Here is a 22,580-nt window from a genome sequence, read left to right on the forward strand (position 1 = left end):
GCTGCAAAACTGAGTTGTTTCATGGGCAATTTCAGTCGATTGATGATGTCCGCTATTTTACAGGTTCAGGAACTTGTTCAGGGCTTCCTTAGCAACCATCCCGCCCCACGGCAGGATGCCCCGGATTCCATTTCATTCCATCCGGGCTACGCTGGCTCAACTCGCGTAAGGCAATAACGATTGCGTCAGACGCGGCCTGAGAGCCTTGCCAATAGGCGTTCTACAATGCAGCATGACTGAGAGCCAATAATGACGGCACTCTTCATGAATCACACCTGAACAATGCCTATCCATGCGGGTTGCAGTTCGTAGGATGCGCTGAGGCACGAAGCGCATCGTTCGCGACTGGATATGCGGGTGGCGCCATGAAACAGTCAAGTAGGGTGGGCACGTTTTTGTGCCCACGCGGTTGACGAAGGTTATTTCCGCGTGGGCACAAAAACGTGCCCACCCTACCCGGCTTGACTTTTCGTCAGCACATCCTACGCAGGCTGAGGTTATGCCTCTGTCTCTCTCGGCAACCTGCAACCGTCTCTACCACAAGCGACTAGCAAATCATGCAAACGACTCATTTCGTCGTAGAGCGGTTGCATAGCGTAGCGCTCTCCTAATACCTCGAATACGCCAATGTCTGTAAAGAAGGCTCGAAAGAAATGACTCGGAACCCCCGACTTTGGTGCAGGCCCAACATAGGCGGGGATAAAGTCTCCTGCAATTGGCTGTGACAGAAAAATATCCAGACTTTCATCGAAGTGTTCGATTCGATTACGAAGGGTTCTGTTCTTGAGGGGATTGTCTTCGTTGATCTGAAAAGCTGCTCGAAGTTGAGCACCTCTACGGCGATGGAGTTCAATGTGCTTACTCTTGGGGCTGGCAGATGGCCAGAAGTAGCGAGATACAGCGGCAGCCTGTTGAATGATGTTTTGGAAGCAGTCCAAAAACTGCTCCTGAGTTAGTTCACTTTCACTCTCCCCGTAGGTACGTGAGATCGCCTCGGCTGAAGTGAGCGCGGAAGATATGCAAGCCAGCATGCCTTCCAAGTAGAAGAACTCATACACGCAGAATATACCCTTCTGATCGTTCATCGCCGCTAATGCGCCCAGCGCGGACTCATTGCTCCGCTCGCGCCAAATTTAACGCCAGCAACCGCCGCAAGATTTCCTCGTCCGGCATCTCCGGCGTGTAGTCGTTCCAGCCGTAAGCCTTGGCAACGGCGGCATCCAGTGTCTTATGCGCGTTGTCCAGCCACGCGGGACGGGCATTGTAGAGGTTGGTGAGGGTGCGTTTTTTCAGGTCGGCCTCATGTCCGGGTTTGGCGACGGGACGCGCTGGGTAGCCTGCTTTTTCTTCTTCGGGGGTGCGCACCCAGTCTACCCACTCCGGCGGGTTGAGCCAGTTTTCGCGCAGTTTGTTCAACTCTTGTGCGGCGGTGGCAATCTCGGTGGCTGCGGTGTTGGCGTAATCGGATGGCACGAGGTTGGGCGTCAGCCCTTCTGGAAATTGGAAAGTCTCGAAGGTGGTGGTTGGTGTGTAGCGTGGGTCATTTCCAGCACCATGCCAAGAACAAACCGCCAGCGCCCAGAGTTCGTGAAAGCACGAATGAAGGATGCCGAATGTCGTATTGTCTGAACGGGCAATGGCATAAAGCTTCTGGTCTGGCAGAATACTTTTATCCATCCATACAAAAATGCGGTGCTTGGCTACTTCTGGAGTAGCAATGTAGCGCGGCAAGCCAGTTAAAGCTTTTCGCATTCCAGGGCGCGCTTCGGCGTGACGCCACCAGTATTTTCGGTAAGCCTCGCGATTGTTTTTTTCGCGCTCTGGTTTGACATGTTGCGTTACATACTCGAACGGGGCTTCGTACAGCGCGGCATCCGCCTCACTCATCCCTGTGCCGAAATCAATAATCCAGCCATCGCGCGGACGGCGCGCCACATCCAGCCCGTTCCATAAAGGCTTGAGTACGTCACTGTTCGGTCGGCCATTCGGATTCGGTAGCTTGAGCCATTGCCGCGCCAAGTCACCATCAATATCGAATGCGCCTTTTTTCGATGCCCCCATGAAACACACACCCGCATTCTCTTTCAGCGGCTTGGCCTGAGTGAGATTCAGCCCAGCGCCTGCGGTCAAATCGGCGTGGATGGTTTCAACGGGTTGTCCGTTTAATACGACTGACTGGATTCCCGCCTGCGCGGGAATGACGGAAGCGAAGCACACCAGCGATACACGCACCGCTGCGCCTTCGTTAATCCATTCCTCATCGCTCCACGCATTGAAGATTTTGGAAGTGCCGCAGATACGCGCCAGCACTTGCTGATTCGAGCCGCCGCGTATGGAGTTGGTGGCAACCAGTCCGGCGCGCTGGCAGTTACCAGCTTCGATTTGCGCCCGTGTTTTCTCGAACCAATACGTCACCAAGTCCGCGCCACCCGGTACGCGGCCTTCATACACATTGCGCAGGGCTTCGGTGTAGTCATCGCTCAACTCGCCGCGCATCTTGGAGCCGCCCAAAAATGGCGGGTTGCCGATGATGGCATCGACGGTGGGCCATTGTGCCTCTACGGCTTCACCCTCTCCCCCAACCCCTCTCCCGCTTGCGGGCGAGGGGAGTAAAAGCACCGCGTCGCGGTTCTCGATGTGATCGAGCGGTTGCAGGATGGGGTTCTTGCGGATGGGGTAGCCATTCTTGAGCATCCACTGGATTTCGCCGATCCACACGGTGACGCGGGCGAGTTCGGCGGCGTAAGGGTTGAGCTCGATGCCCAGCACATTGGCGGGCGAGGCTTCGATGCTGACCTGGCGATGCAGGCCGTGTTGTTCGGCTTCGAGGTTGGCTTTGTGTTCGAGGTCTTTCAGTGCGCGCAGGGCGAGGTAGAGAAAGTTTCCACTCCCGCACGCGGGGTCGAGCACTTTGAAATTCTTGAGCCGTTCGAGATAGACAATGAACGCGCCTTGTGCTTCTTGCAGGGCATTCTTCGAGCCTTTGCCGCCTTTCTCGTACAGCGCCATGCGCTCGGCGATGAGGCGTTTCGCTGCTTCCCATTCCGCCGCGAGCGGCTCGACGATCACCGGGTTGATGATGCGCAGGATGGATTGCTGGTCGGTGTAGTGCGCGCCAAGCTGGGAGCGTTTCTTCGGGTCAAGCCCGCGTTCGAACAAGGTGCCGAAGATGGAGGGCTCGATGCCGCTCCAATTGAGCTTGGCGGCGGCGTGCAGGGTGGTTATTTCGCTGGTGATGAGCGGTAACACTTCCACCGTTTCGAACAATCCGCCGTTGAACCAGTGAATATCCTCCAGCGCGAAGTCTCCCCCCTTGCGCATCGCATTGAATAATTCTTCGAAGCGGCTGGAAAGTTTGGCGGGGTCGGCCTGGCTTTTGTCCAGCAAGCGCTCGAACAACTTGCCCGGCAGCAGTTCGGCATCTTCGGCAAACAGGCAGAACAGGCACTGATTAAGAAAGTGCGCCACGGTCTGCGGGGCATGGCCTCTGGCGTTCAATGACTGCGCGAGGGCGGCGAACTTGCCTGCCGCTTCTTCGGTGATTTCTGAAATGGTGCGTTGTGGGTGGAACTTGTCGGGGTCGGTGAACAGCCAGCGCAGCTTGTCGAGGTTGGAAGGTGAGGCGATGTCTTCCAGCGCGATGGTGTGAACTTCGCTGGGCGCGTTGGTGAAGTGGGTGTGGATTTCGATGATGTTGGTATCGCACACCACGAGCAACGGCGGGTTGTCCAAGGCCAGCGCGTAGGTCATCAACTGTTTCAGGGCTTCGCCCAAGTTGCGCCGCATGGCTTTATATTCAAACCCGAAAAAGCCTTTTTTCCATACATCAGCCCAGCCTTGCCCGGCTCCGGTGCGCGCGGCGCCGCGCTCGAAGCAATAGGTCTCATGGCTGGATGGCGAAGGGGTGGGCACGCCCAACAGGGCGCACAGGTCAATGAAGTGGAGTTGATAGCTGGCGCGCTCTTTGAGCGGGTTATCTCGCCACTTCTCGATGAATTCGCGCGGGGTCATATTTTTATTTTCCACCGCCCTCTTCATTCAGCGGCATTATCGGGTTGGTTTTTACGCAGCGGATCAGAAGTGATCTAGCTCGACATCAAAGGGGATGGATTTATTTATCCTAAAAAGAAGCAGTTGAAGCCACAGAGAACACAGAGATGGCGCGGCACCGACTCGTCAAGCAGGACACGCCTCATGCTGCCAGCAGTGCTTGCCGGGATTCTTCAAGGAGCGCTACGGCCTGCTCGCGTTTGACACTGGGGAATTCGTCAAGGAAGGTATCCAGATTGTCGCCACCTTCCAGATAGTCAAACAGGGTTTTGACCGGAACCCGTGTGTCGGCAAAGCATGGGGTGCCGCCAAGGATATCGGGATCAATCTTTACAACGGCGGAACGCATCGCATTCTCCAAACACAACTAAAGCTGATTTAATAATACACCACGTCGCGGCGCTCATCCATAGTACGCAACACGTGATGAAACAGTCCTTAAAGCCAAACCATCAACCCCATCTCCAGAGGATGGGTCAGGAGTTCCTGCCAGGGATAAACGCGGATCTTGTAATCCAGATGACCGCACCGATCGGGGGCCAGATCGAGGGCGAACAGATGTTCCCCGGTCTCTTCCACGATCCCCTGGAACGAGAAGCTGAAGTGCAAGTAATCCTTCATCTCCTTGCGGGTCGGGCGACGCATCATCAGCTCGACCACCACATCCTCAGGTGCCAGGCCGTTCAATTTCAGGACGACTTCGAAGCGCACTTTGTCGCCAAACTGAATGTGCTTCTTCGGTGTATCCAGGCGGCGTATCTCGACGCCCTGCCAGGTAGCGCGGATCTTTGTTTTCCAGACCGAAAGATTTTTCGCGTTTGCGTAGTCATCGCGGGCGTACAGCTCGCCCTGGCGGCTGGCCTGCAGGTAGAAGCGGGTCACGTATTCGCCCACCATCCGGTTGGAATTGAAGCGTGGCAACAGGGTGCCGATCGAGCGCTTGGAACGCCTGATCCATTCCGCCGAGTAGCCCATCTTGCCGCGATCGTAGTACTGGGGCACGATACGGTCCTGCAGGATCTCGTAAAAGGTCTGGCTGTCTTCCTTGTTGCGACGGTAGTCGTCCATGTAGGTTGGTGCCGGCTTGATCGCCCAGCCGTTGGTGCCGTCGTAGCCCTCGCCCCACCAGCCGTCCAGCACCGAGAAATTGATCGCGCCGTTGATGCCCGCCTTCATGCCGGAAGTGCCGCTCGCTTCAAGCGGGTACACCGGGTTGTTGAGCCACACATCCACGCCCGCTACCAGTCTGCGCGCCATACCCATATCGTAGCCTTCTACCAGCAGCACCTTGCCCTCGAATTCCGGCATGTGGGACATCCCTTGAATATGCCGGATTAAATCCTGGCCTGGGCGGTCGGCAGGGTGCGCCTTGCCGGCAAAAATAAACAGCACCGGACGGTCGGCCTCGGAAATGATCTGGCTCAGCCAGGTTGGATCTTCGAACAGCAGCGCGGCGCGTTTGTAGGTGGCGAAGCGGCGGGCGAAACCGATGGTGAGGACGTTCGGATTGAGGGGATCGATGTGCTTCAGCAGCCTGTCGAGGTGGGCTTCGGAGCCGTTGTTGCGGAAATGCTGCTGGCTGATGCGAAAGCGCACCAGTTCGAGCATTTGCGACTTGAGCGACTGGCGCACACTCCAGAACAGGTGGTCGGAGATCTCGTCGATACGCGCCCAGTAGCCCTGATTGGTGAGATTATGGCGCCACTCGTAGCCGAACTGGTTGTCGAACAGGTCGATCCATTCCTGCGCCAGGAAAGTCGGCATGTGCACACCGTTGGTGACGTAGCTCATCGGGTTTTCCTCGGGAGCCAACTGCGGCCACTGGCTGGCACAGATGCGCGAGGATACTTCGCCGTGAATGCGGCTGACGCCGTTGTGAAAACGCGAGCCCCGCAACGCCAGGGCGGTCATGTTGAAATCCGGCCCATCCGGCGTCCTGCCCAGGGAGAGAAACGCTTCACGGCTGATTTTCAGCTCATGGCACATGTGCTCGAAGTAGTCGCAGACCGTATTTTCGGCGAAATGGTCGTGCCCCGCCGGCACCGGCGTGTGGGTGGTGAACACGGTATTGCCGGCAGCCGCTTCCAGCGCGCTGGCGAAATCCAGCCCCTCGGCGACCAGGTAGCGGGCGCGTTCCAGCACCAGGAAGGCGGCATGGCCCTCGTTGATGTGCCACACCGTGGGCGTCAGTCCCAGCGCTCTGAGGGCGCGTACGCCGCCGACGCCAAGAACGCTTTCCTGCATGATGCGCATGTTGCTGTCGCCGCCGTAAAGCTGGTGGGTAATATCGCGGTCCTCGGGCGTGTTTTCCTCCAGGTCGGTATCGAGCAGGTACAGCGTAACGTGACCGACCCGTGCCTGCCATACCTTGACCGTCACCTCCCGTCCCGGCAGGTCGACGGAAACATGCATCTCTTTGCCATCCTCCCCCAAAGCGGGAACGACCGGCAGGTCTTCGAAATCTGAATCGCTGTAAGTGGCGATCTGGTTGCCTTCGCCGTCGATAATCTGGGAAAAGTAGCCTTGGCGGTAGAGCAGTCCAACCGCAACGAAGGGCAGGCGCAGGTCACTCGCCGACTTGCAGTGATCGCCGGCGAGTATGCCGAGGCCACCGGAATAGATCGGGAAACTTTCGTGAAAGCCGAATTCGGCGCAAAAATAGGCGATCAGATCGCCTTCCTTGAACTGCTCGTGGTTGCTGCCGCGACGCAGCGGCTCGTTGTGGTAGGTATCGTAAGCCGACAGCACGCGGTTCACGGTGGCCAGAAACACCTGGTCCTCCGCCGCTTCCACCAGGCGTTTTTCGTCCACCCGGCGCAGGAACACCTTGGGATTGTGTCCGACCGCATCCCACAGGGCGGGATGAAGGCGCGCGAACAATGTCCGGGTCGGCTTGTCCCAACCATACCAGAGGTTGTTGGCAAGCTCATCCAGGCGCAACAGCTTGCGCGGAATCTTCGGGTTGACCTCGATAACGAAAGTGGTGCCCTGCTTCATGCTGATTCCTTAAATCTTTGCTAAAAAAGGCAATTCACCGCAGAGGACGCGGAGGAATTCAAAGGCTTATGTGTCATTACGTGCTCACCAAGAGGGCAGTCAAAGTCTGGTATTAAGCTCTTATTTTTGTTTTTCCTCTGCGTCCTCCGCGTCCTCTGCGGTTCAACAGCTTTTGACAGATTATTCCAACCGAAGGAAATTCTCCCGGTAATACCTCATCTCGCCGATGGATTCATACACATCGGCCAGCGCGGTATGGTTGTTCTCCTTTTTGAAACCGCCGTAAACCTGTGGCCTCCAGCGCTTGGCCAGTTCTTTCAGGGTGCTCACGTCGAGGTTGCGATAGTGAAAATAATCCTCAAGCTTGGGCATGTAGTTCGCCATGAAACGGCGATCCTGGCAGATCGAATTACCGCACATCGGCGATTTTTTTGCCGGAATGTATTCCTTCAGAAACTCGATCAGTTGGGCCTCGACGGCGGCATCATCCAGTTTAGATGCCTTGACCTTGTCGATCAGGCCGGATTTGCCGTGAGTCGCAGTGTTCCAGGCGTCCATGCCATTCAGCACCTCATCGGACTGGTGCACGACCAGTACCGGCGCTTCGGCGATGGTCTCCAGGTTGGAGTCGGTGATCACCAGCGCGATTTCGATGATGCGATCCCGTTCGGGAACCAACCCGGACATCTCCATGTCGATCCAGATGAGGCGATTGCTGTCTTGTGCCATAATGGAAACCCAGTAATCTTAAAGACGCCATTTTAGACCGAAACCACCTGTGACTCCATGACATTTACCCTGATCTTCCTCGCCACACTGGCAATCTCCGTACTCTTGCGCTACTGGCTCGCACAACGTCATATCCGCCACATCCAGGCACACCGTGCCAGCGTGCCGCAGAATTTCGCCGACCGCATCGATCTGGAATCACACCAGAAAGCCGCTGATTACAGCATAGCCAAAACCCGCCTGGATAATCTGCATCTCGTGCTGGAAACCGCACTGTTACTGGCCTTTACCCTGGGCGGCGGGATCGAGGTGCTGTATGGCCTGTGGCACGGCCTGCTCGGGTCGGGGCTATGGCAGGGCACGGCACTGATACTGAGCGTATTCGCTATTTCCACTTTAGTTGAAATTCCGCTGGGGTTCTACAGCGCCTTCAGTATCGACGCCCGCTTCGGCTTCAACAAGATGACACCGGCGCTGTTTTTCACCGACCTCGCCAAGCAGATGCTGCTCGGTGCGGCGCTCGGCATTCCACTGTTACTCGGCGTACTCTGGCTGATGGGGCGGATGGGTGAATACTGGTGGCTCTACGTATGGAGCGCATGGATGGGATTCAACCTGCTGGTACTGGCGGTTTACCCCACCTTCATCGCGCCACTGTTCAACAAGTTCACGCCGCTTGAGGATACCACGCTGAAAGAGCGCGTCGGCCAGTTGCTGCAGAAATGCGGCTTCCGCGCTCAGGGCTTCTACGTGATGGACGGTTCCAAGCGCAGCACCCATGGCAACGCCTATTTCAGCGGCTTCGGCAAATCCCGGCGGATCGTGTTTTTCGACACTCTGCTGGAACGCCTCGGCCACGACGAGATCGTTGCGGTGCTGGCCCATGAACTCGGACACTTCAAGCACCGTCACATCATCAAGCGCATTGCCCTGATGGCCGCCATGAGCCTGGCCGGACTGTGGCTGCTCGGCTGGCTGATGGACAAGGAATGGTTTTACCACGGTCTCGGCGTCACCACGCCAGGCACTGCCACGGCACTGCTGCTGTTCCTGCTGGCGATGCCGGTATTCACCTTTCTGCTGCACCCGCTGATGAGTTTTTATTCGCGCAGGAACGAATTCGAGGCCGACCGCTACGCCGCAAAAAATGCCAGTGCCGACGATCTGGTTCGTGCGCTGGTCAAGCTCTACAACGACAACGCCTCGACCCTCACCCCCGATCCGCTGCACTCGGCGTTCTACGATTCGCATCCGCCTGCGGCGATCCGCATTGCACACCTTCAGGCTCATGCTAGTATTTAGTAGCCCATTTCACCAAAACAGCGACATCAACCCACGGAGGTCCACATGAAATTTATTACACTGCTCCTGAGCCTGCTGCTCGTCAGCTCGCCTGTGCTTGCTGATCCCTTTCCCAAGGGAGACGCCAAGATCGGCAAAACCCTGCACGATAAATCCTGCGTCAGCTGCCACGTTTCCATGGTGGGTGGAGACGGCTCCGCCATTTACTCCCGCCTCGAACGCAAGGTGAAGAATCCGCAGCAACTCCAGGCTCGCATCCGCAACTGCAATGCCAATGTCGGCGCAAACTGGTTCCCCGATGAGGAGAACCACGCTGCGGCCTACCTCAACAACGCCTATTACCACTTCAAATAAACCCATGAATCCGTTAAGCACCGAGCAAATCACGCAGCGACTGGGCACGCTGGAAGGCGGCTGGGAATACGCTGACGGCAAAATCAGCAAGACCTACCGCTTCAATGACTATTACCAGACCATGGCCTTCGTCAATGCCACCGCCTGGGTATCCCATCGCGAGGATCACCACCCCGATCTTGAAGTGGGCTACAACCAGTGCCGGGTGAGTTACCACACCCATGACATCAAAGGTCTGTCCGAAAACGACTTCATCTGCGCGGCGAAGATAGACGCCCTGCTCAAGATCTGAATGGGGCAGGTGCAGCACGGCCAAGTTGTCGCCGCCTTCGGCAGGCACTTCGATGTTGAAACGGCAGAGGGCATCGTTTCCTGCGTCACCCGCGGCAAAAAAGGCGGCATCGCCTGCGGCGACCGGCTCCAGGTCGAGATGACCGGCACTGCCCAAGGCGTGATCAAGTCGATCGACACTCGCACATCACTGCTGTTCCGCTCCGATGAATTCAAAGAGAAGATCATTGCCGCCAACGTCACCCAGATTATCGTCGTGGTGGCAGCAGAGCCGGCCTTCTACGAGGATCTGGTCAGCCGCTGCCTGATCGCAGCCGAGGCTGCCTCTCTCAAGATCGTCATCGTGCTCAACAAGTGCGACCTGGAGCAGGCAACCCAGGCCGCGCTCGAGAAACTCAAACTGTACCGCGATCTGGGCTACCCCCTTGTAACCCTCTCAGCCAAGCGGGACATCAGCCCGCTACGCCCCTATTTACAGGGCGAAACCAGCGTGCTGGTGGGGCAGTCCGGCATGGGCAAGTCGAGCATCATCAACGCCCTGCTGCCGGCGGCGCAGGCACACACGCGCGAGATTTCCCAGGCACTGAATTCCGGCAAGCACACCACTACTCATGCACGCCTTTACCACCTTGATGACGACAGTCATATCATCGATTCACCCGGCCTGCAGGAATTCGGCCTGGCCCACGTCAACGAGCAAGACATCGCTTACGCCTTCGTCGAGTTCCGCCCCTACCTCGGCCATTGCCGCTTCAGCAATTGCCGCCATCTGGTGGAACCGGGCTGCGCCGTTCTTGAAGCCACTACGGCAGGTAAAATCGACAGACGACGACTGGGCACTTTCCACAAGTTGGTCAGATGAATGCACCTCTGCCCTGCCCCTGCGGCCTGCCGCACAGTTACGAGGTTTGCTGCGGCCGCTACATCAGCGACAACATCCCCGCCCCCACCGCCGAAGCGCTGATGCGCTCGCGCTACACCGCCTACACCCTGGCGCAGGAGCCCTACCTGCTTGCCACATGGCACCCCAGCACCCGCCCCGCCGTGCTGGACCTCGGCACCAAACCCCAGCCCAAATGGCTTGGACTGCAAGTCAAACACCGCCAGCAAACCGACGACAGCCACGCCGAAGTTGAATTCATCGCCCGCTACAAGATCGGCGGCCGCGCCTACCGGTTGCATGAAACCAGCCGCTTCGTGCGCGAAGAAGGGCAGTGGTATTACCTGAATGGGGACATCAAGGAAAGCTGATGCGGCACGGATTATTCGAACCGCATATTGCGTTTCGGTGTGAATGCGGTAATGCTAAACTGTAATTTGCTAATGCGCTTGATCAGGCGGGGGAATTAATCGAGTCTGATCCAATTTAACCAACCGGAAGACGGCCATGGGCAATGAAGAGACTCCGCTAGCCAAGCTGCTCGACCTGTCCAATTTCCTCGAATCCGAGGGCGCCCTGGACGAGAACCTCTATCAACTCGCGAAGATGGCGGCCAAGATCCTCAACGCCGAAAACTGCTCCATCATGCTGTTGAACGATGACGAATTCGAAGAATTGCGCCTGCGCGTCTGCGCCAACTTTGGAAATTTGCCAGCCAGTGCCTACCAAAGCCCCGTCAAGCGGGGAGAAGGCATTTCCGGGCATGTCGTCGCCACCGGCAAGTCGCTTCTGATCGAGGACATCACGCAATCGGAATTCGCGCAGGTGGCTCGCCAGCTTCACGACACTCGCAAGAGCATGATCTCCTCCCCGATCCTGATCAACGGCAAGATCATCGGCGTGGTCAACGTCAATGCACCGAAGCATCAGCGCCCGTTTAACCTGGACGATCTCAATCTGCTCGACATCGTGGCCTTGTTCATTGGCCGGTCAATCCAGGTCATCCAGCTGCAAAGTATCCTGAATTCCCGCTTCGCCCAGATCACCCTGGCCGCAGAAGCGGATAAAACCTTCGGCAACGCCCTGTTCACCGCCGCTCAGAATCCGGACCAGATGGCGAAGATTGTCGCCAAATCGTTCTACCGCGAAATGACCAAAGCCGGCTTCGGCTCAAACCAGATCATCAAAGCCGCCTCGGAAATCATCTCGGAACTGACTCAAAGCCTGCACAAGCACAGCAAGCGACTAAAAAAACAGTGATCCCGATGAACCCTGCAATTCTTCTTTTTTCCTGATCTTCATGCCTGCCTGCCGGGCAGAAAAATGTACCCTGAAAAATCACCTATAATTTTTATTATCCGCACCTCACAAAGGAAAAGTCATGAAATGCCTATGGATTGCGATTAAATCATCGATGATCGTCTCGGCAATGCTAGGCGTCTCGAGCCTCTCCTGCGCTGCCGATAAATTCGATATCGGCAAAAACGAATACATGACCAACTGCGCCAGTTGTCATGGCACTACAGGAAAAGGAGATGGACCATCCGCGGAAACGCTTAAAAGCCGCGTATCCGACCTGACTGTGCTTTCCAGGAATAACGGCGGCGTATTCCCTGTTTCCCGCGTATATGAAGTGATTGACGGAAGACAGCAGGTGAAAGCCCATGGAGTACGAGAGATGCCCATTTGGGGAAAAAACTACAGCATCAAGGGTGCACAGCACTACGACGACTACCCCTACGACCCAGAGTCTTTCATACGCGGGCGCATACTCGCTTTGATCGATTATCTGAATCGTATGCAGGGAAAATAGAACAAAAGGGTCTACGTTTCCGTAGGCCCTTATCTAAATCCAGCGCCATCTGGAAGATAAATCTTCGCTCCGGCTGGAATTGATCGCCTTGCCATAACGTCAAGAATGCCTGCGAAAATCGTGAAGCGACCATTCTTCTGACCAAACCACAGGCAGCTCGAAGTCTAGATTAATAGTAAAACCCTGTTATCCCTTACCCGAACCCAGGTGAAGGTAAGTCCCCGTTTCGTGGTAAATTTGGCGTTTCCAACAGGCGCCCCATGAAGAAGCACGTGCAATGACCTCGCCACAGAAAAACGACATGCTCGACTCGCTCAAACTGATTGGCACCGGCAAGGCCTTTCAGGATGAGCTTTGCAGCATGATAGCAACCACCCAGATGTTCCGCGATTTCGAGTGGCACGACATCGAAGCGCTTTCCGGATACATGCAAGCCTACGAAGCGAGCGATGGAACCACCCTGTTCCGCGAGGGCGAAAAGGGCACCTACGTGTGCCTGATCATCAAGGGCAAGGTCGACGTCTACAAGGAAGATCACCACGACAGGAAGAAAATCGTCGCCACCATAGGTTCTGGCAAAACCTTGGGCGAAATGGCGATCATCGACGGCGAACCGCGATCGGCAACGGCAATCGTCGCCGAGCCCACCACACTGACCATACTCACCGAAACTAACTTTCTCCGCATCATCAGCGAAAAACCCGCCTTGGCCACTAAAATCCTGCTGAAGATAGCGCGCCTGTTAAGCCAGCGCCTGCGTCAGACAAGTGGCATTTTGGTGGATTATCTGGAGAGCAAAGCCGATTAGGCCGATGCTTGCACGGCTGCAGGGTTCGGACCAATCATAGCCGATCCCATGCACCGAGTTGCTGAACGCTGCGAAACCCCCTTACCTGCTGCTCCTGGCGCCTAGCTTAGCCAGCACCCTCAATGCGGCGCGCAGCGCCAGCACGATTAGCAGGCTGAGCGCAAAACCACCCAGTACGTCAGCGGGAAAATGCGCGCCCAGGCTGATGCGCGACAAGCCGACCCAGAGCAGGAAAAATACCCCGGCAAAACGCCACCAGCGGGCGAGCGGCCAGACCGAGGCGCACACCAGCATGGCGAACGAGGAATGGCCGCTGGGGAAGCTGTGGTGGAGCTTGGCTTCGCCGACGATATGCACGCTGGCCTCGCCCAGTGCCAATGGCGGCCGGGGGAAATCGAGCAGAGGCTTGAGCCAGCCGAGCACCAGCCCGTCGATGAAATAGCCGAGAGTGAACACTGCCAACACGCCGATCCACAGATTGGCGGCATTTTCGCCGAATCCCAGTTGCTGCACATAGCTGCGTGGAACGGTGAACACTGCAGCCAGCATCAGCAGGCACAGGATCGGCACGAAGCTGGTATGTTCGCCGATGGCGGTACCGAACAGCATGAACTGGTCTAGCCAGCCGGCACGCACATCGTTGATGAGGTGGAACAGCCAGACGTTGAGACCGCCCCAGTCGTAGAGGATTGCCCTCATCCTCTCCCTTTCAGGCCAGCCAGGCCAGCGCCCACAGCACGCAACCACCTGCGGCGGCGATGCCGGCGCCGATGAACAGCCAGCGCTTGCGCGTCAGCACGGTCATGGAAGCGAGTGCAATGGCAATCTGGATCAGCGTCATGGATTGCGCCAGGCGGTGATGCGGATGCATCATGTGCTCGCTTTGATGGTTGGCTTCCTCGGATTTCTTTTCAAGTTCTTCGGCCTTGGCCTTGATCTCTTTCTTTTCCTCGTTGTACTTCTCGATCTGCTTCTTGTAGTACTCCTGCTTGTCAGACGGCGCGATGTTGGCGGCCAGTTCCATCAGGTGGCCCTTGGTGCTCTTGGCCTGATAGAAATTCCACTGGTCGGAAGCATGTGATTTCTGCAGCACCGCTTCGTTCTTGTACAGCATCGCTTCGTTCTGGGTGGCGCCGCCCTGATAGCTGACGATAGCGCCGACGGTGGACAAGATGGCGGTGAAGATCGCGACCGACTGAGCCAAGCCAGGCCCGTGCTGGGCCTGGTGCTCGACTTCGTGGTCATGCGCGCCGTGAACGTGAAAACCGTGACCGGACATGGCTTAACCTCGACAAAACCGGCTTAAGCGTGACGCTTATGCGCGCGCTTGGCCTTGTGCTTCGGCTTGGCGATTTTTTTGGCTTTCTTGGCTTTCTTGGCCTTGTGCACGGTTGCTGGCCTGGCAGCCTCAGCAGGCTGGACGGCTATCGGAACCATCTCATTGGGTTCGGCCGCAGCAACGGGCAAAACGGCGGTGGCGGAAAAAGCGATGGCGGCGAGAAAAGTAATCAATTTTTTCATGGTGTCCTCAAAATTAACAAAGAATGGCGCTGGGATTATGCCACAGAACGATTCGAATCCGGCAGGGCCGAAGATTTTTACAAGCCGCTCAGCACCTTGATGTGTGCCGCCACACTGCGGCCCAATGCGTGCAGTTCATAGCCCCCCTCCAGCGCAGACACAATCCGCCCCTGGGCATACTTTTCCGCAACATCCTTGATCTGCTGCGTGACCCAGATGTAATCCGCCTCCTTCAGCCGGAACATCGCCATGTCGTCTTCCCAGTGGGCGTCGAAGCCGGCGGAGATGAACAGCATTTCGGGCCGGAAGCGTTCCAGGGCAGGTAACCAGCGCTCATTCACCGCCTGGCGGAACGCAGCGCCATCGGTTCCTGCCGGCAGCGGCACGTTGATGATGTGGTCGTTGCCGCTGTCGGCCCCGCAATACGGGTAGAATGGATGCTGGAAGGTCGAGCACAACATGACGCGCGGATCATCGTGGAAGATTTCCTCGGTGCCGTTGCCATGATGGACGTCGAAATCGACAATGGCGACCCGTTTCAGGCCATAGCGCTCAATGGCGTGCGCTACGCCGACGGCCACGTTGTTGAACAGGCAGAAACCCATGGCGCGGCCCGATTCAGCATGGTGGCCGGGCGGGCGGATGGCACAGAAAGCATTCTCCAACTTTCCCTCCAGTACCAGTTCGGTCGCCAACACCACTGCGCCGGCAGCGCGCAGCGCCGCATTCAGAGAGAACGGGTTCATCGCCGTGTCCGGATCGAGGTAGACCAGCCCATGCTGGGGCGCTGCGGCTTGCACGGCTTCAATGTAATGCGGCTTGTGCACCCGCGCCAGTTGCTCGAACGTGGCCAGCGGCGCATCATGGTGCTGAAGAAAAGACAGCAACCCGGAAGCAATCAGCTGATCTTCGATTGCACGAAGCCGCGCCGGGGATTCCGGGTGGTGCGCCCCCATGTCGTGCTTGAGGCAATCTGGATGGGTGATATAACCAGTATGCAATTGTCACACCTAAAATCGTGCCGTCAACTAAAATGGAAGAAAGAAGCTGAACATACCGGATTCGGTTATCCATCTCCCTTATCGTTATATTTAACCTAAACAACAACGAGTGCAAGCCCATGGGACAACATTACCTCAGTACTTTATTCTCTCCTAAATCAGTCGCGATCATCGGCGCCAGCGACCGCGCCGACTCGGTGGGAGCCATAGTATTCAAAAACATGCTGGAAAGCGGCTTCAAGGGGTCGCTTTACCCGATCAACCCCAACCACAAGAAAATCCAGGGCAAACGCGCCTATGCCACGATCGAAGAAATCGGCAAGCCGGTTGAACTGGCGGTGATCTGCACCAATGCGGCAACCGTGCCCGACGTCATCGAAGCCTGCGGCAAGCACGGCGTGCGCTCCGCGGTAGTGCTGTCCGCCGGTTTCAGCGAAGTAGGCGCCCATGGCGCCGAGATCGAGCGCACCATGCTGGCCAACGCCAGAACTTACGGCGTGCGCATCATCGGCCCTAACTGCCTGGGTATCATGCGCACCGGCATCGGCCTCAACGCCACTTTCTTCAAGGGCAACGTCAAGCCCGGCAAGCTCGCGCTGGTGTCGCAATCGGGCGCGCTCTGCACTGCCATTCTGGACTGGGCGCCAGCCAACGACATCGGCTTCTCCAGCGTGGTATCGATGGGCACTTCGGCCGACGTGGATTTCGGCGAAATTCTCGACTATCTGGCATCAGACCCGCAAACCGAAAGCATCCTGATCTACATTGAGGGTATCCACAAGGCGCGCGGCTTCATGAGCGCCCTGCGCGCCGCCGCCCGCTCCAAGCCGGTATTCGTGGTCAAGGTCGGCCGCCATGCCGCCGGCTCGAAGGCGGTGATGTCGCACACCGGCGCACTGGTCGGCTCCGACGACGTGTTCGACGCCGCGGTGCGCCGCGCTGGCGTAGTGCGCGTGATGTCGATCGGCGAGCTGTTTTCCGCAGCCAAAGCGCTTGCCTCTCCCCACCGCTCCAGCGGCAACCGGCTGGCCATCGTCACCAACGGCGGCGGGCCAGGCGTGATGGCGATCGACCATGCGGTCGACCTGGGCGTCACTGTCGCCAGCTTGTCCGATCAGACTATCGAAGCGCTGAATAAAGTGCTGCCCGCCACCTGGTCGCACAACAATCCGGTGGACATCATCGGCGACGCTACGCCGGAACGCTATCGCGACGCAGTCACCATCTGCATGGAAGATTCAGACGTGGATGGCGTGCTGGTTATCCTCACCCCCCAGGCGATGACTAACCCGCTAGCAGTGGCCAGCACGTTGATCGAAATAGCCAGCCGCTTCAAGAAACCCATGCTGACCTGCTGGATGGGCGACATCCAGATCAAGGCAGGAAGGGCAGCATTTGCCCAGGCACGCATCCCCACCTTCAGCACGCCGGAATCCGCAGTCGAGGCCTTCTCCTACATCACCGCCTTCTACCGCAACCAGCGCCTTCTGGCACAGACTCCCGGCCCGCTGTCGCACCGCGACGAACCGGACGTGGAAGGCGCACGCATGCTGATCGAAACCGTGTTGTCCGAACGGCGCAAGGTACTCTCTGAAATGGAATCCAAGGCCTTGCTGGCCGCATTCCGCATCCCGGTGGCGAGCACCGTCATCGCCCGCTCCCCCGGCGAGGCACTGCTCCTGGCCCAGCAACTCGGTTACCCGGTGGCAATGAAAGTCAACTCGCCCGACATCACGCACAAATCCGATGCCGGCGGCGTCAAACTCAACCTGATGAACGCGCCTGCCGTGCGCGCCGCCTACCAGGACATCATCACCGAGGTGAAGAAAAACCGGCCAGAGGCACACATCGACGGCATCGCCATCCAGCCGATGGTGGTCAAGCCCAATGGCCGCGAGTTGATGCTCGGCGTCACCTCCGATCCGGTATTCGGTCCGGTGATTACCTTCGGTGCCGGCGGCACCACGGTGGAAGTGCTGGGAGACCGCGCCGTTGCGTTGCCGCCCCTGAACAGCTTTCTGGTGCGCGAACTGATTGCCGGCACGCGCATCTCGAAACTGCTCGGCGCCTTCCGCCACATGCCGCCGATCCAGATGGTGGCACTGGAAAGCCTGCTCCTACGCGTTTCAGAGATGGTATGCGAGCTGCCTTGGCTCAAGGAGATGGACATCAACCCGCTGATCGTAGACGAGAACGGTGCACTGGCAGCGGATGCGCGCGTGATGGTGGACTTCGCCCCGGTCTCCGGCGACCGCTATGCCCATATGGCGATCTATCCCTACCCTTCCCATCTTGTCACTGAGTGGCAGTTGCCGGACGGCACGGAAATCACCATCCGCCCGATCCGCCCGGAGGATGCCGAAATGGTGCAGGAGTTCGTGCGCAACCTGTCGGCCGAAGCCAAATACTTCCGCTTCATGAACACCCTGCAGGAACTTTCTCAAACCATGCTGGCGCGCTTCACACAGATCGACTACGACCGCGAAATGGCACTGATTGCCGTGACCGAAGAAGGAGGCAAGGAAGTGGAAATCGGCGTCTGCCGCTACGCTATCAACCCCGACGGCGAATCCTGCGAATTTGCTCTGGTGGTAAACGACCAGTGGCAGCACAAGGCAATCGGCCACAAGCTGATGGGCAGCCTGATGGATGCGGCGCGCACCAGGGGTCTGAAAACCATGGAAGGCGAAGTGCTGGCGAGCAATCACAACATGCTCAAGCTGGTTGGGACGCTTGGCTTCGCCATCGCCACCAGCGAGGAAGATTCGGCCATCAAGCGGGTGACCCGTAGCCTGTAAAACAGATGGATGCCACCCTCGCCCGCCAGGAAATTCTGGTTACCGCCCTCCGCAACGCCCTCGGAGAGTCGGTCGAGATAGTGGAAACACATATTTCCTGGGTGCTGCTGGCTGGCGACTACGCCTACAAGATCAAGAAAGCGGTCGACCTCGGCTTTCTCGATTTCAGCACGCTGGAAAAACGCCGCTTCTATTGCGCTGAAGAACTGCGCCTCAACCGGCGACTGGCGCCCGATCTTTACTTGGAAGTCGTTCCCATCGCCGGCAGCGCAGACCACCCCGACCTGAGCGGCACCGGACCCGCCATCGAATACGCCGTTAAAATGCGGCGCTTCCCCCAGTCCTGCCTGCTCGACCAGGTGTTGCTGCACGGCGAACTAGCCCCTGAAACGGTAGACGCCATCGCCCGCAGAATTGCCGATTTCCATGGCCACACTTCAATCGCAGACAACGAAAGCCCTTTCGGCACACCGGAGCTCACTCACCTGCCGGTGGCAGAAAATTTCGCGCAAATTCGTCCGCGACTACGGGATAAAGAAGACCTTATTCGCCTGGACAAACTTGAGCGATGGAGCGAACGGGAATATCAGGCACGTTTCGACGCCCTTGCGGCGCGCAAGGCACGGAGTTTTGTCCGCGAATGCCACGGCGATCTGCATCTCGGCAACATGGTGCTGCTGGATGGCGAGGCGGTTCCCTTCGACTGCATCGAATTCAGCGACAATCTGCGCTGGATCGACGTTATCAGCGAGACGGCCTTCCTGGCCATGGACCTGCAAGACCGCGAGCGGCCTGACCTGGCGCGCCGATTTCTCAATGCCTACCTGGAGCAAACCGGGGATTACGAAGGTCTTGAGGTGCTGAGCTACTACCTGGTGTACCGCGCCATGGTGCGCGCCAAGGTGGCCTGCATCCGGGCCGGACAGGCGAAACTGTCGGCTGACCACTGGACGCAATACCGAAACCACATCGAACTGGCGGCAGACTTTACTCGCCCCTTTCAACCTTTCCTCGCCATCACCCACGGCTTTTCCGGAGCCGGAAAAACCACGGTCACTCAATCGCTGCTGGAAGCGACAAGCTTGTTTCGAGTCCGTTCCGACGTGGAAAGAAAACGCTTGTATGGGCTCAAGCCGGAGGCGCGCAGCGGCGCCGGGACAGGTGAAGGCATGTACTCTCCGGTAGCCAGTGAGCGCACCTACCGACGTCTGGCGGAGGTGGCGCGGGGGATTATCCACTCCGGCTTCTCTGCCATCGTCGATGCGGCATTCCTCAAACGACGAGAGCGCACAGCCTTCCATGAACTGGCACAGGAATTAAGCATTCCTTTCGTCATTCTGGATGTGACCGCACCCGAAAACCTGCTGCGAGAACGTGTAAAGCAACGCATGCAACACGGGCGAGATGCCTCGGAAGCGGATATCACTGTGCTGGAAAATCAGCTCCGCAATAGCGAGCCGCTAGACGCCAGCGAACTGGCCGTAGCAATCGAGGTGGATACGGAACAGGCAGAAAATGTTCAGGCGCTTGTGCAGCGCTTGGCGGGCATGGCGAGAAGCACCACCCCGATATGACCAAAAGTAGGCGACATCGCTTCTCGCCGTGCCCGCTCCGTCCCCCTCTCCCACGTTGTGGGAGAGGGGGACGGAGTATCACTACGCGATGTTCACTTTATTGAAGGCTACTTCTTGCTGAGAAGCGCTTCAATTTCCGCTTCTGCCGCAATCCAGTCCTGCAACGAATTGCCCAGAAACCCATGCCGCTCGGCGTGGTAATAAGCCGCCTCGGCAACCATGCGATAGCGCTGCTCTGGCGTGACGGTGGATTTGGCAACCGCTGCGCGCTTCGCTGCAGGTTTTTTCGGCGCAGCGGCTTTTGTCGGCGCAGCAGGCTTTTTCGGTGCTGCCGCAACAGCCTTCTTCGGCGCAGCCACCTTGGCAGCAGCTGGCTTCTTCACGGTAGCTTTTGCGCTGGCAGTGGTTTTTGCAGCGCTTGATGATGTCTTTTTCTTGTCTGTACTTGGGGTTGTTGCCATAATTTTTCTCCAGGTTAAATCTTGAATAATTTCACATCAATTTTTGAATGCAGTATAGCTCAATTTTTCAAGGGTAGAGCAGTTTCATGACATTACGATGAAACCTGCGCATCCTGCCCTACTTTGCCTCGAGCGACCGGTCCGGTCGGATCAGAAACCTGTCACTGCGCTCCTTGCGGTTCTGGAGGTAGTGGTTGACTGTGATCTCCCGGCCTGATTTGTCGAAGATGATTTCGTAGTAAACATAATTCTTGAACACCTCTTCGAGGTTCAGGTCCTGACCGGGATCCCACGGTTTCATCGCCGGATCGAAGTTCTCGAAATAATAAGGCGCGCCGGGCTGGAATTTTTCCTCCAGCGATGCCGCGCTTGCCCCCACCCAAAACAGGATCGCAATAACTGCCGCTGCAATACGTACGCCTTGCCTCATGTTCAGCACTCAGGGTGTAGGGCGGAAAAGCGCAGCGCCTTCCGCCGTATGATATCCCCCGGATTGCGCTTCGCTTATCCAGGCTACGCACTCAGGGCTAGCAATCAAGCCGTTCCACCCACCGTCAGACCGTCGATGCGCAGGGTCGGCTGGCCCACGCCCACAGGCACGCTCTGGCCGTCCTTGCCGCAGGTGCCCACGCCAGGGTCGAGCGCCATGTCGTTGCCGATCATCGACACCCGCGTCAGCACGTCCGGCCCGTTGCCGATCAGGGTCGCGCCCTTCACCGGGTAGGTGATCTTGCCGTCCTCGATCATGTAGGCTTCCGCCGCCGAGAACACGAACTTGCCGCTGGTGATATCGACCTGGCCGCCGCCGAAATTGGCCGCATACAGGCCATGCTTGACCGACTTGATGATTTCCGCCGGGTCCTTGTCGCCGTTCAGCATGTAGGTGTTGGTCATGCGCGGCATCGGGATGTGCGCGAAGGATTCGCGCCGGGCGTTGCCGGTAACGGCCATGCCCATCAAGCGGGCATTCAGCGTGTCCTGCATGTAGCCCTTGAGAATGCCGTTTTCGATCAGCACCGTGCACTGGGTCGGATTGCCCTCGTCGTCGACGTTGAGCGAGCCACGGCGACGGGCGATCGTGCCGTCGTCCACCACGGTCACACCGGCTGATGCGACGCGCTGGCCGATCTTGCCGCTGAAGGCGGAGCTGCCCTTGCGGTTGAAATCCCCTTCCAGTCCGTGGCCGATCGCCTCATGCAGCAGGATGCCCGGCCAGCCTGAACCCAGTACCACGGTCATGGTGCCCGCCGGAGCCGGCTTGGCATCGAGATTGATGAGCGCCTGATGCACCGCCTTTTGCGCGTAATCCTGCAGCACCTCATCGCTGAAATAAGTGTAGTCGAAACGCCCGCCACCGCCTGCGCTGCCCTGCTCGCGCCGGCCACCATCCTCCACGATAACCTGCAGAGAGACCCTGACCAGAGGACGCACATCCGCTGCCAGCAGGCCGTCGTTACGGGCGATCAGCACCACCTCGTACTCTCCGGCAAGCGATGCCATGACCTGGGTGACACGCTTATCAAGCGCGCGAGCATGGCGCTCCAGCCTTTCCAGCAGGGCCACTTTTTCGGCATCCTTGAGACTGGCGATCGGATCGTGAGGCAGGTAAAGCTGGGGCTTGGCTGAACCATAAACCGCCGGCACCGATTTTCCCGCCCCCTGCCGGGCAATCGCACGGGTGGTTTCGGCCGCAGCCGCCAGGGCTGGCAGGCTGATGTCATCGGAATAGGCAAAAGCGGTCTTTTCGCCGGATACGGCGCGCACGCCCACGCCCTGGTCGATGCTGAAACTGCCCGACTTGACCTGGCCTTCCTCCAGGCTCCAACCCTCGGCGCGGGTGTACTGGAAGTAGAGGTCGGCGTAATCCACCTGATGGGTCATGATGCGGCCGAACACCTGCTGCAAATCTCCTACATCCAACCCGTAAGGGGTCAGCAGAGTCGACTGGGCGGTGCCGAACAGAGGGTCGGACTGGAACGAAGCGGTTTCAATTTTCATAAA

General features: G+C 57.9%; 22 protein-coding genes. 10 read left to right on the forward strand and 12 right to left on the reverse strand.

The genetic code is table 11. The features are described from left to right. Positions 1-497: 497 nt before the first annotated feature. The 5 genes from SCT_RS15290 to orn all read right to left on the reverse strand — a co-directional run bounded on the left by SCT_RS15290 (position 498) and on the right by orn (position 7,776). Positions 498-1,085 (reverse strand): hypothetical protein, encoded by a 588-nt coding sequence (locus SCT_RS15290; protein WP_059424675.1) that lies wholly within the window; start codon positions 1,083-1,085, stop codon positions 498-500. Between the two features lie 25 nt (positions 1,086-1,110). Then, positions 1,111-4,011, reverse strand: coding sequence for a DNA methyltransferase (locus SCT_RS15295; RefSeq protein WP_059424678.1), 2,901 nt, complete (start codon positions 4,009-4,011; stop codon positions 1,111-1,113). Positions 4,012-4,192: 181 nt separating this feature from the next. Then, positions 4,193-4,399: a DUF433 domain-containing protein gene (locus SCT_RS15300; RefSeq protein WP_059424680.1), complete on the reverse strand. Its 207-nt coding sequence runs from the start codon at positions 4,397-4,399 to the stop codon at positions 4,193-4,195. A gap of 89 nt (positions 4,400-4,488) precedes the next feature. Continuing rightward, complete coding sequence (gene glgP, locus SCT_RS15305; protein WP_059424682.1) at positions 4,489-7,047, reverse strand: alpha-glucan family phosphorylase; 2,559 nt, start codon at positions 7,045-7,047, stop codon at positions 4,489-4,491. Between the two features lie 180 nt (positions 7,048-7,227). Then, positions 7,228-7,776 carry an oligoribonuclease gene (gene orn / locus SCT_RS15310; RefSeq protein WP_059424684.1) on the reverse strand — a complete coding sequence of 183 codons (549 nt, stop codon included), beginning with the start codon at positions 7,774-7,776 and terminating at the stop codon, positions 7,228-7,230. A gap of 57 nt (positions 7,777-7,833) precedes the next feature. Here orn and SCT_RS15315 point away from each other — a divergent pair, with 57 nt between their 5' ends. The 8 genes from SCT_RS15315 to SCT_RS15350 all read left to right on the forward strand — a co-directional run bounded on the left by SCT_RS15315 (position 7,834) and on the right by SCT_RS15350 (position 13,224). Next, the gene (locus SCT_RS15315) at positions 7,834-9,078 is read left to right on the forward strand and encodes a M48 family metallopeptidase (protein ID WP_059424686.1); all 1,245 of its coding nucleotides are present in this window, start codon (positions 7,834-7,836) and stop codon (positions 9,076-9,078) included. Positions 9,079-9,123: 45 nt separating this feature from the next. After that, positions 9,124-9,432 (forward strand): cytochrome c, encoded by a 309-nt coding sequence (locus SCT_RS15320; protein ID WP_059424688.1) that lies wholly within the window; start codon positions 9,124-9,126, stop codon positions 9,430-9,432. Positions 9,433-9,436: 4 nt separating this feature from the next. After that, positions 9,437-9,724, forward strand: coding sequence for a 4a-hydroxytetrahydrobiopterin dehydratase (locus SCT_RS15325; protein ID WP_059424691.1), 288 nt, complete (start codon positions 9,437-9,439; stop codon positions 9,722-9,724). Further along, positions 9,725-10,585, forward strand: coding sequence for a ribosome small subunit-dependent GTPase A (gene rsgA, locus SCT_RS15330; RefSeq protein WP_059424694.1), 861 nt, complete (start codon positions 9,725-9,727; stop codon positions 10,583-10,585). Beyond that, positions 10,582-10,974 carry a YchJ family protein gene (locus SCT_RS15335; RefSeq protein WP_059424696.1) on the forward strand — a complete coding sequence of 131 codons (393 nt, stop codon included), beginning with the start codon at positions 10,582-10,584 and terminating at the stop codon, positions 10,972-10,974. The genes rsgA and SCT_RS15335 overlap by 4 nt, the downstream gene beginning before the upstream one ends. 136 nt (positions 10,975-11,110) lie before the next feature. Further along, positions 11,111-11,863 (forward strand): GAF domain-containing protein, encoded by a 753-nt coding sequence (locus tag SCT_RS15340; protein WP_059424698.1) that lies wholly within the window; start codon positions 11,111-11,113, stop codon positions 11,861-11,863. Positions 11,864-11,984: 121 nt separating this feature from the next. Then, the gene (locus tag SCT_RS15345; RefSeq protein WP_059424700.1) at positions 11,985-12,416 is read left to right on the forward strand and encodes a cytochrome c; all 432 of its coding nucleotides are present in this window, start codon (positions 11,985-11,987) and stop codon (positions 12,414-12,416) included. 277 nt (positions 12,417-12,693) lie between these two features. Beyond that, positions 12,694-13,224, forward strand: coding sequence for a cyclic nucleotide-binding domain-containing protein (locus tag SCT_RS15350; RefSeq protein ID WP_059424702.1), 531 nt, complete (start codon positions 12,694-12,696; stop codon positions 13,222-13,224). Positions 13,225-13,305: 81 nt separating this feature from the next. Here the strand turns inward: SCT_RS15350 and SCT_RS15355 are convergent, their stop codons facing one another. The 4 genes from SCT_RS15355 to SCT_RS15370 form a co-directional block, all read right to left on the reverse strand. Then, positions 13,306-13,923, reverse strand: coding sequence for a phosphatase PAP2 family protein (locus SCT_RS15355; RefSeq protein WP_059424704.1), 618 nt, complete (start codon positions 13,921-13,923; stop codon positions 13,306-13,308). Positions 13,924-13,933: 10 nt separating this feature from the next. Then, complete coding sequence (locus SCT_RS15360; protein ID WP_059424706.1) at positions 13,934-14,503, reverse strand: DUF4337 domain-containing protein; 570 nt, start codon at positions 14,501-14,503, stop codon at positions 13,934-13,936. Positions 14,504-14,526: 23 nt separating this feature from the next. After that, positions 14,527-14,745 carry a hypothetical protein gene (locus SCT_RS15365; RefSeq protein WP_059424710.1) on the reverse strand — a complete coding sequence of 73 codons (219 nt, stop codon included), beginning with the start codon at positions 14,743-14,745 and terminating at the stop codon, positions 14,527-14,529. Between the two features lie 77 nt (positions 14,746-14,822). After that, positions 14,823-15,746, reverse strand: coding sequence for a histone deacetylase family protein (locus tag SCT_RS15370; RefSeq protein ID WP_059424712.1), 924 nt, complete (start codon positions 15,744-15,746; stop codon positions 14,823-14,825). Positions 15,747-15,865: 119 nt separating this feature from the next. Between SCT_RS15370 and SCT_RS15375 the strand changes: the two genes are divergently transcribed. Further along, positions 15,866-18,544: a bifunctional acetate--CoA ligase family protein/GNAT family N-acetyltransferase gene (locus SCT_RS15375; protein WP_059424715.1), complete on the forward strand. Its 2,679-nt coding sequence runs from the start codon at positions 15,866-15,868 to the stop codon at positions 18,542-18,544. A gap of 5 nt (positions 18,545-18,549) precedes the next feature. Next, the gene (locus SCT_RS15380; RefSeq protein ID WP_059424717.1) at positions 18,550-20,118 is read left to right on the forward strand and encodes a bifunctional aminoglycoside phosphotransferase/ATP-binding protein; all 1,569 of its coding nucleotides are present in this window, start codon (positions 18,550-18,552) and stop codon (positions 20,116-20,118) included. A gap of 107 nt (positions 20,119-20,225) precedes the next feature. Here the strand turns inward: SCT_RS15380 and SCT_RS17760 are convergent, their stop codons facing one another. The 3 genes from SCT_RS17760 to tldD form a co-directional block, all read right to left on the reverse strand. Beyond that, positions 20,226-20,579 (reverse strand): DUF2934 domain-containing protein, encoded by a 354-nt coding sequence (locus SCT_RS17760; RefSeq protein WP_059424719.1) that lies wholly within the window; start codon positions 20,577-20,579, stop codon positions 20,226-20,228. A 118-nt stretch (positions 20,580-20,697) separates the two neighbouring features. Beyond that, positions 20,698-21,009 (reverse strand): hypothetical protein, encoded by a 312-nt coding sequence (locus SCT_RS15390; protein ID WP_059424722.1) that lies wholly within the window; start codon positions 21,007-21,009, stop codon positions 20,698-20,700. Between the two features lie 104 nt (positions 21,010-21,113). Then, a complete protein-coding gene (gene tldD / locus SCT_RS15395) occupies positions 21,114-22,577 on the reverse strand; it encodes a metalloprotease TldD (protein ID WP_059424724.1) in 1,464 nt (487 codons plus the stop codon). Between the last annotated feature and the right edge of the window lie 3 nt (positions 22,578-22,580).

This window comes from Sulfuricella sp. T08, from assembly GCF_000971475.1.
GTDB lineage: Bacteria > Pseudomonadota > Gammaproteobacteria > Burkholderiales > Sulfuricellaceae > Sulfuricella.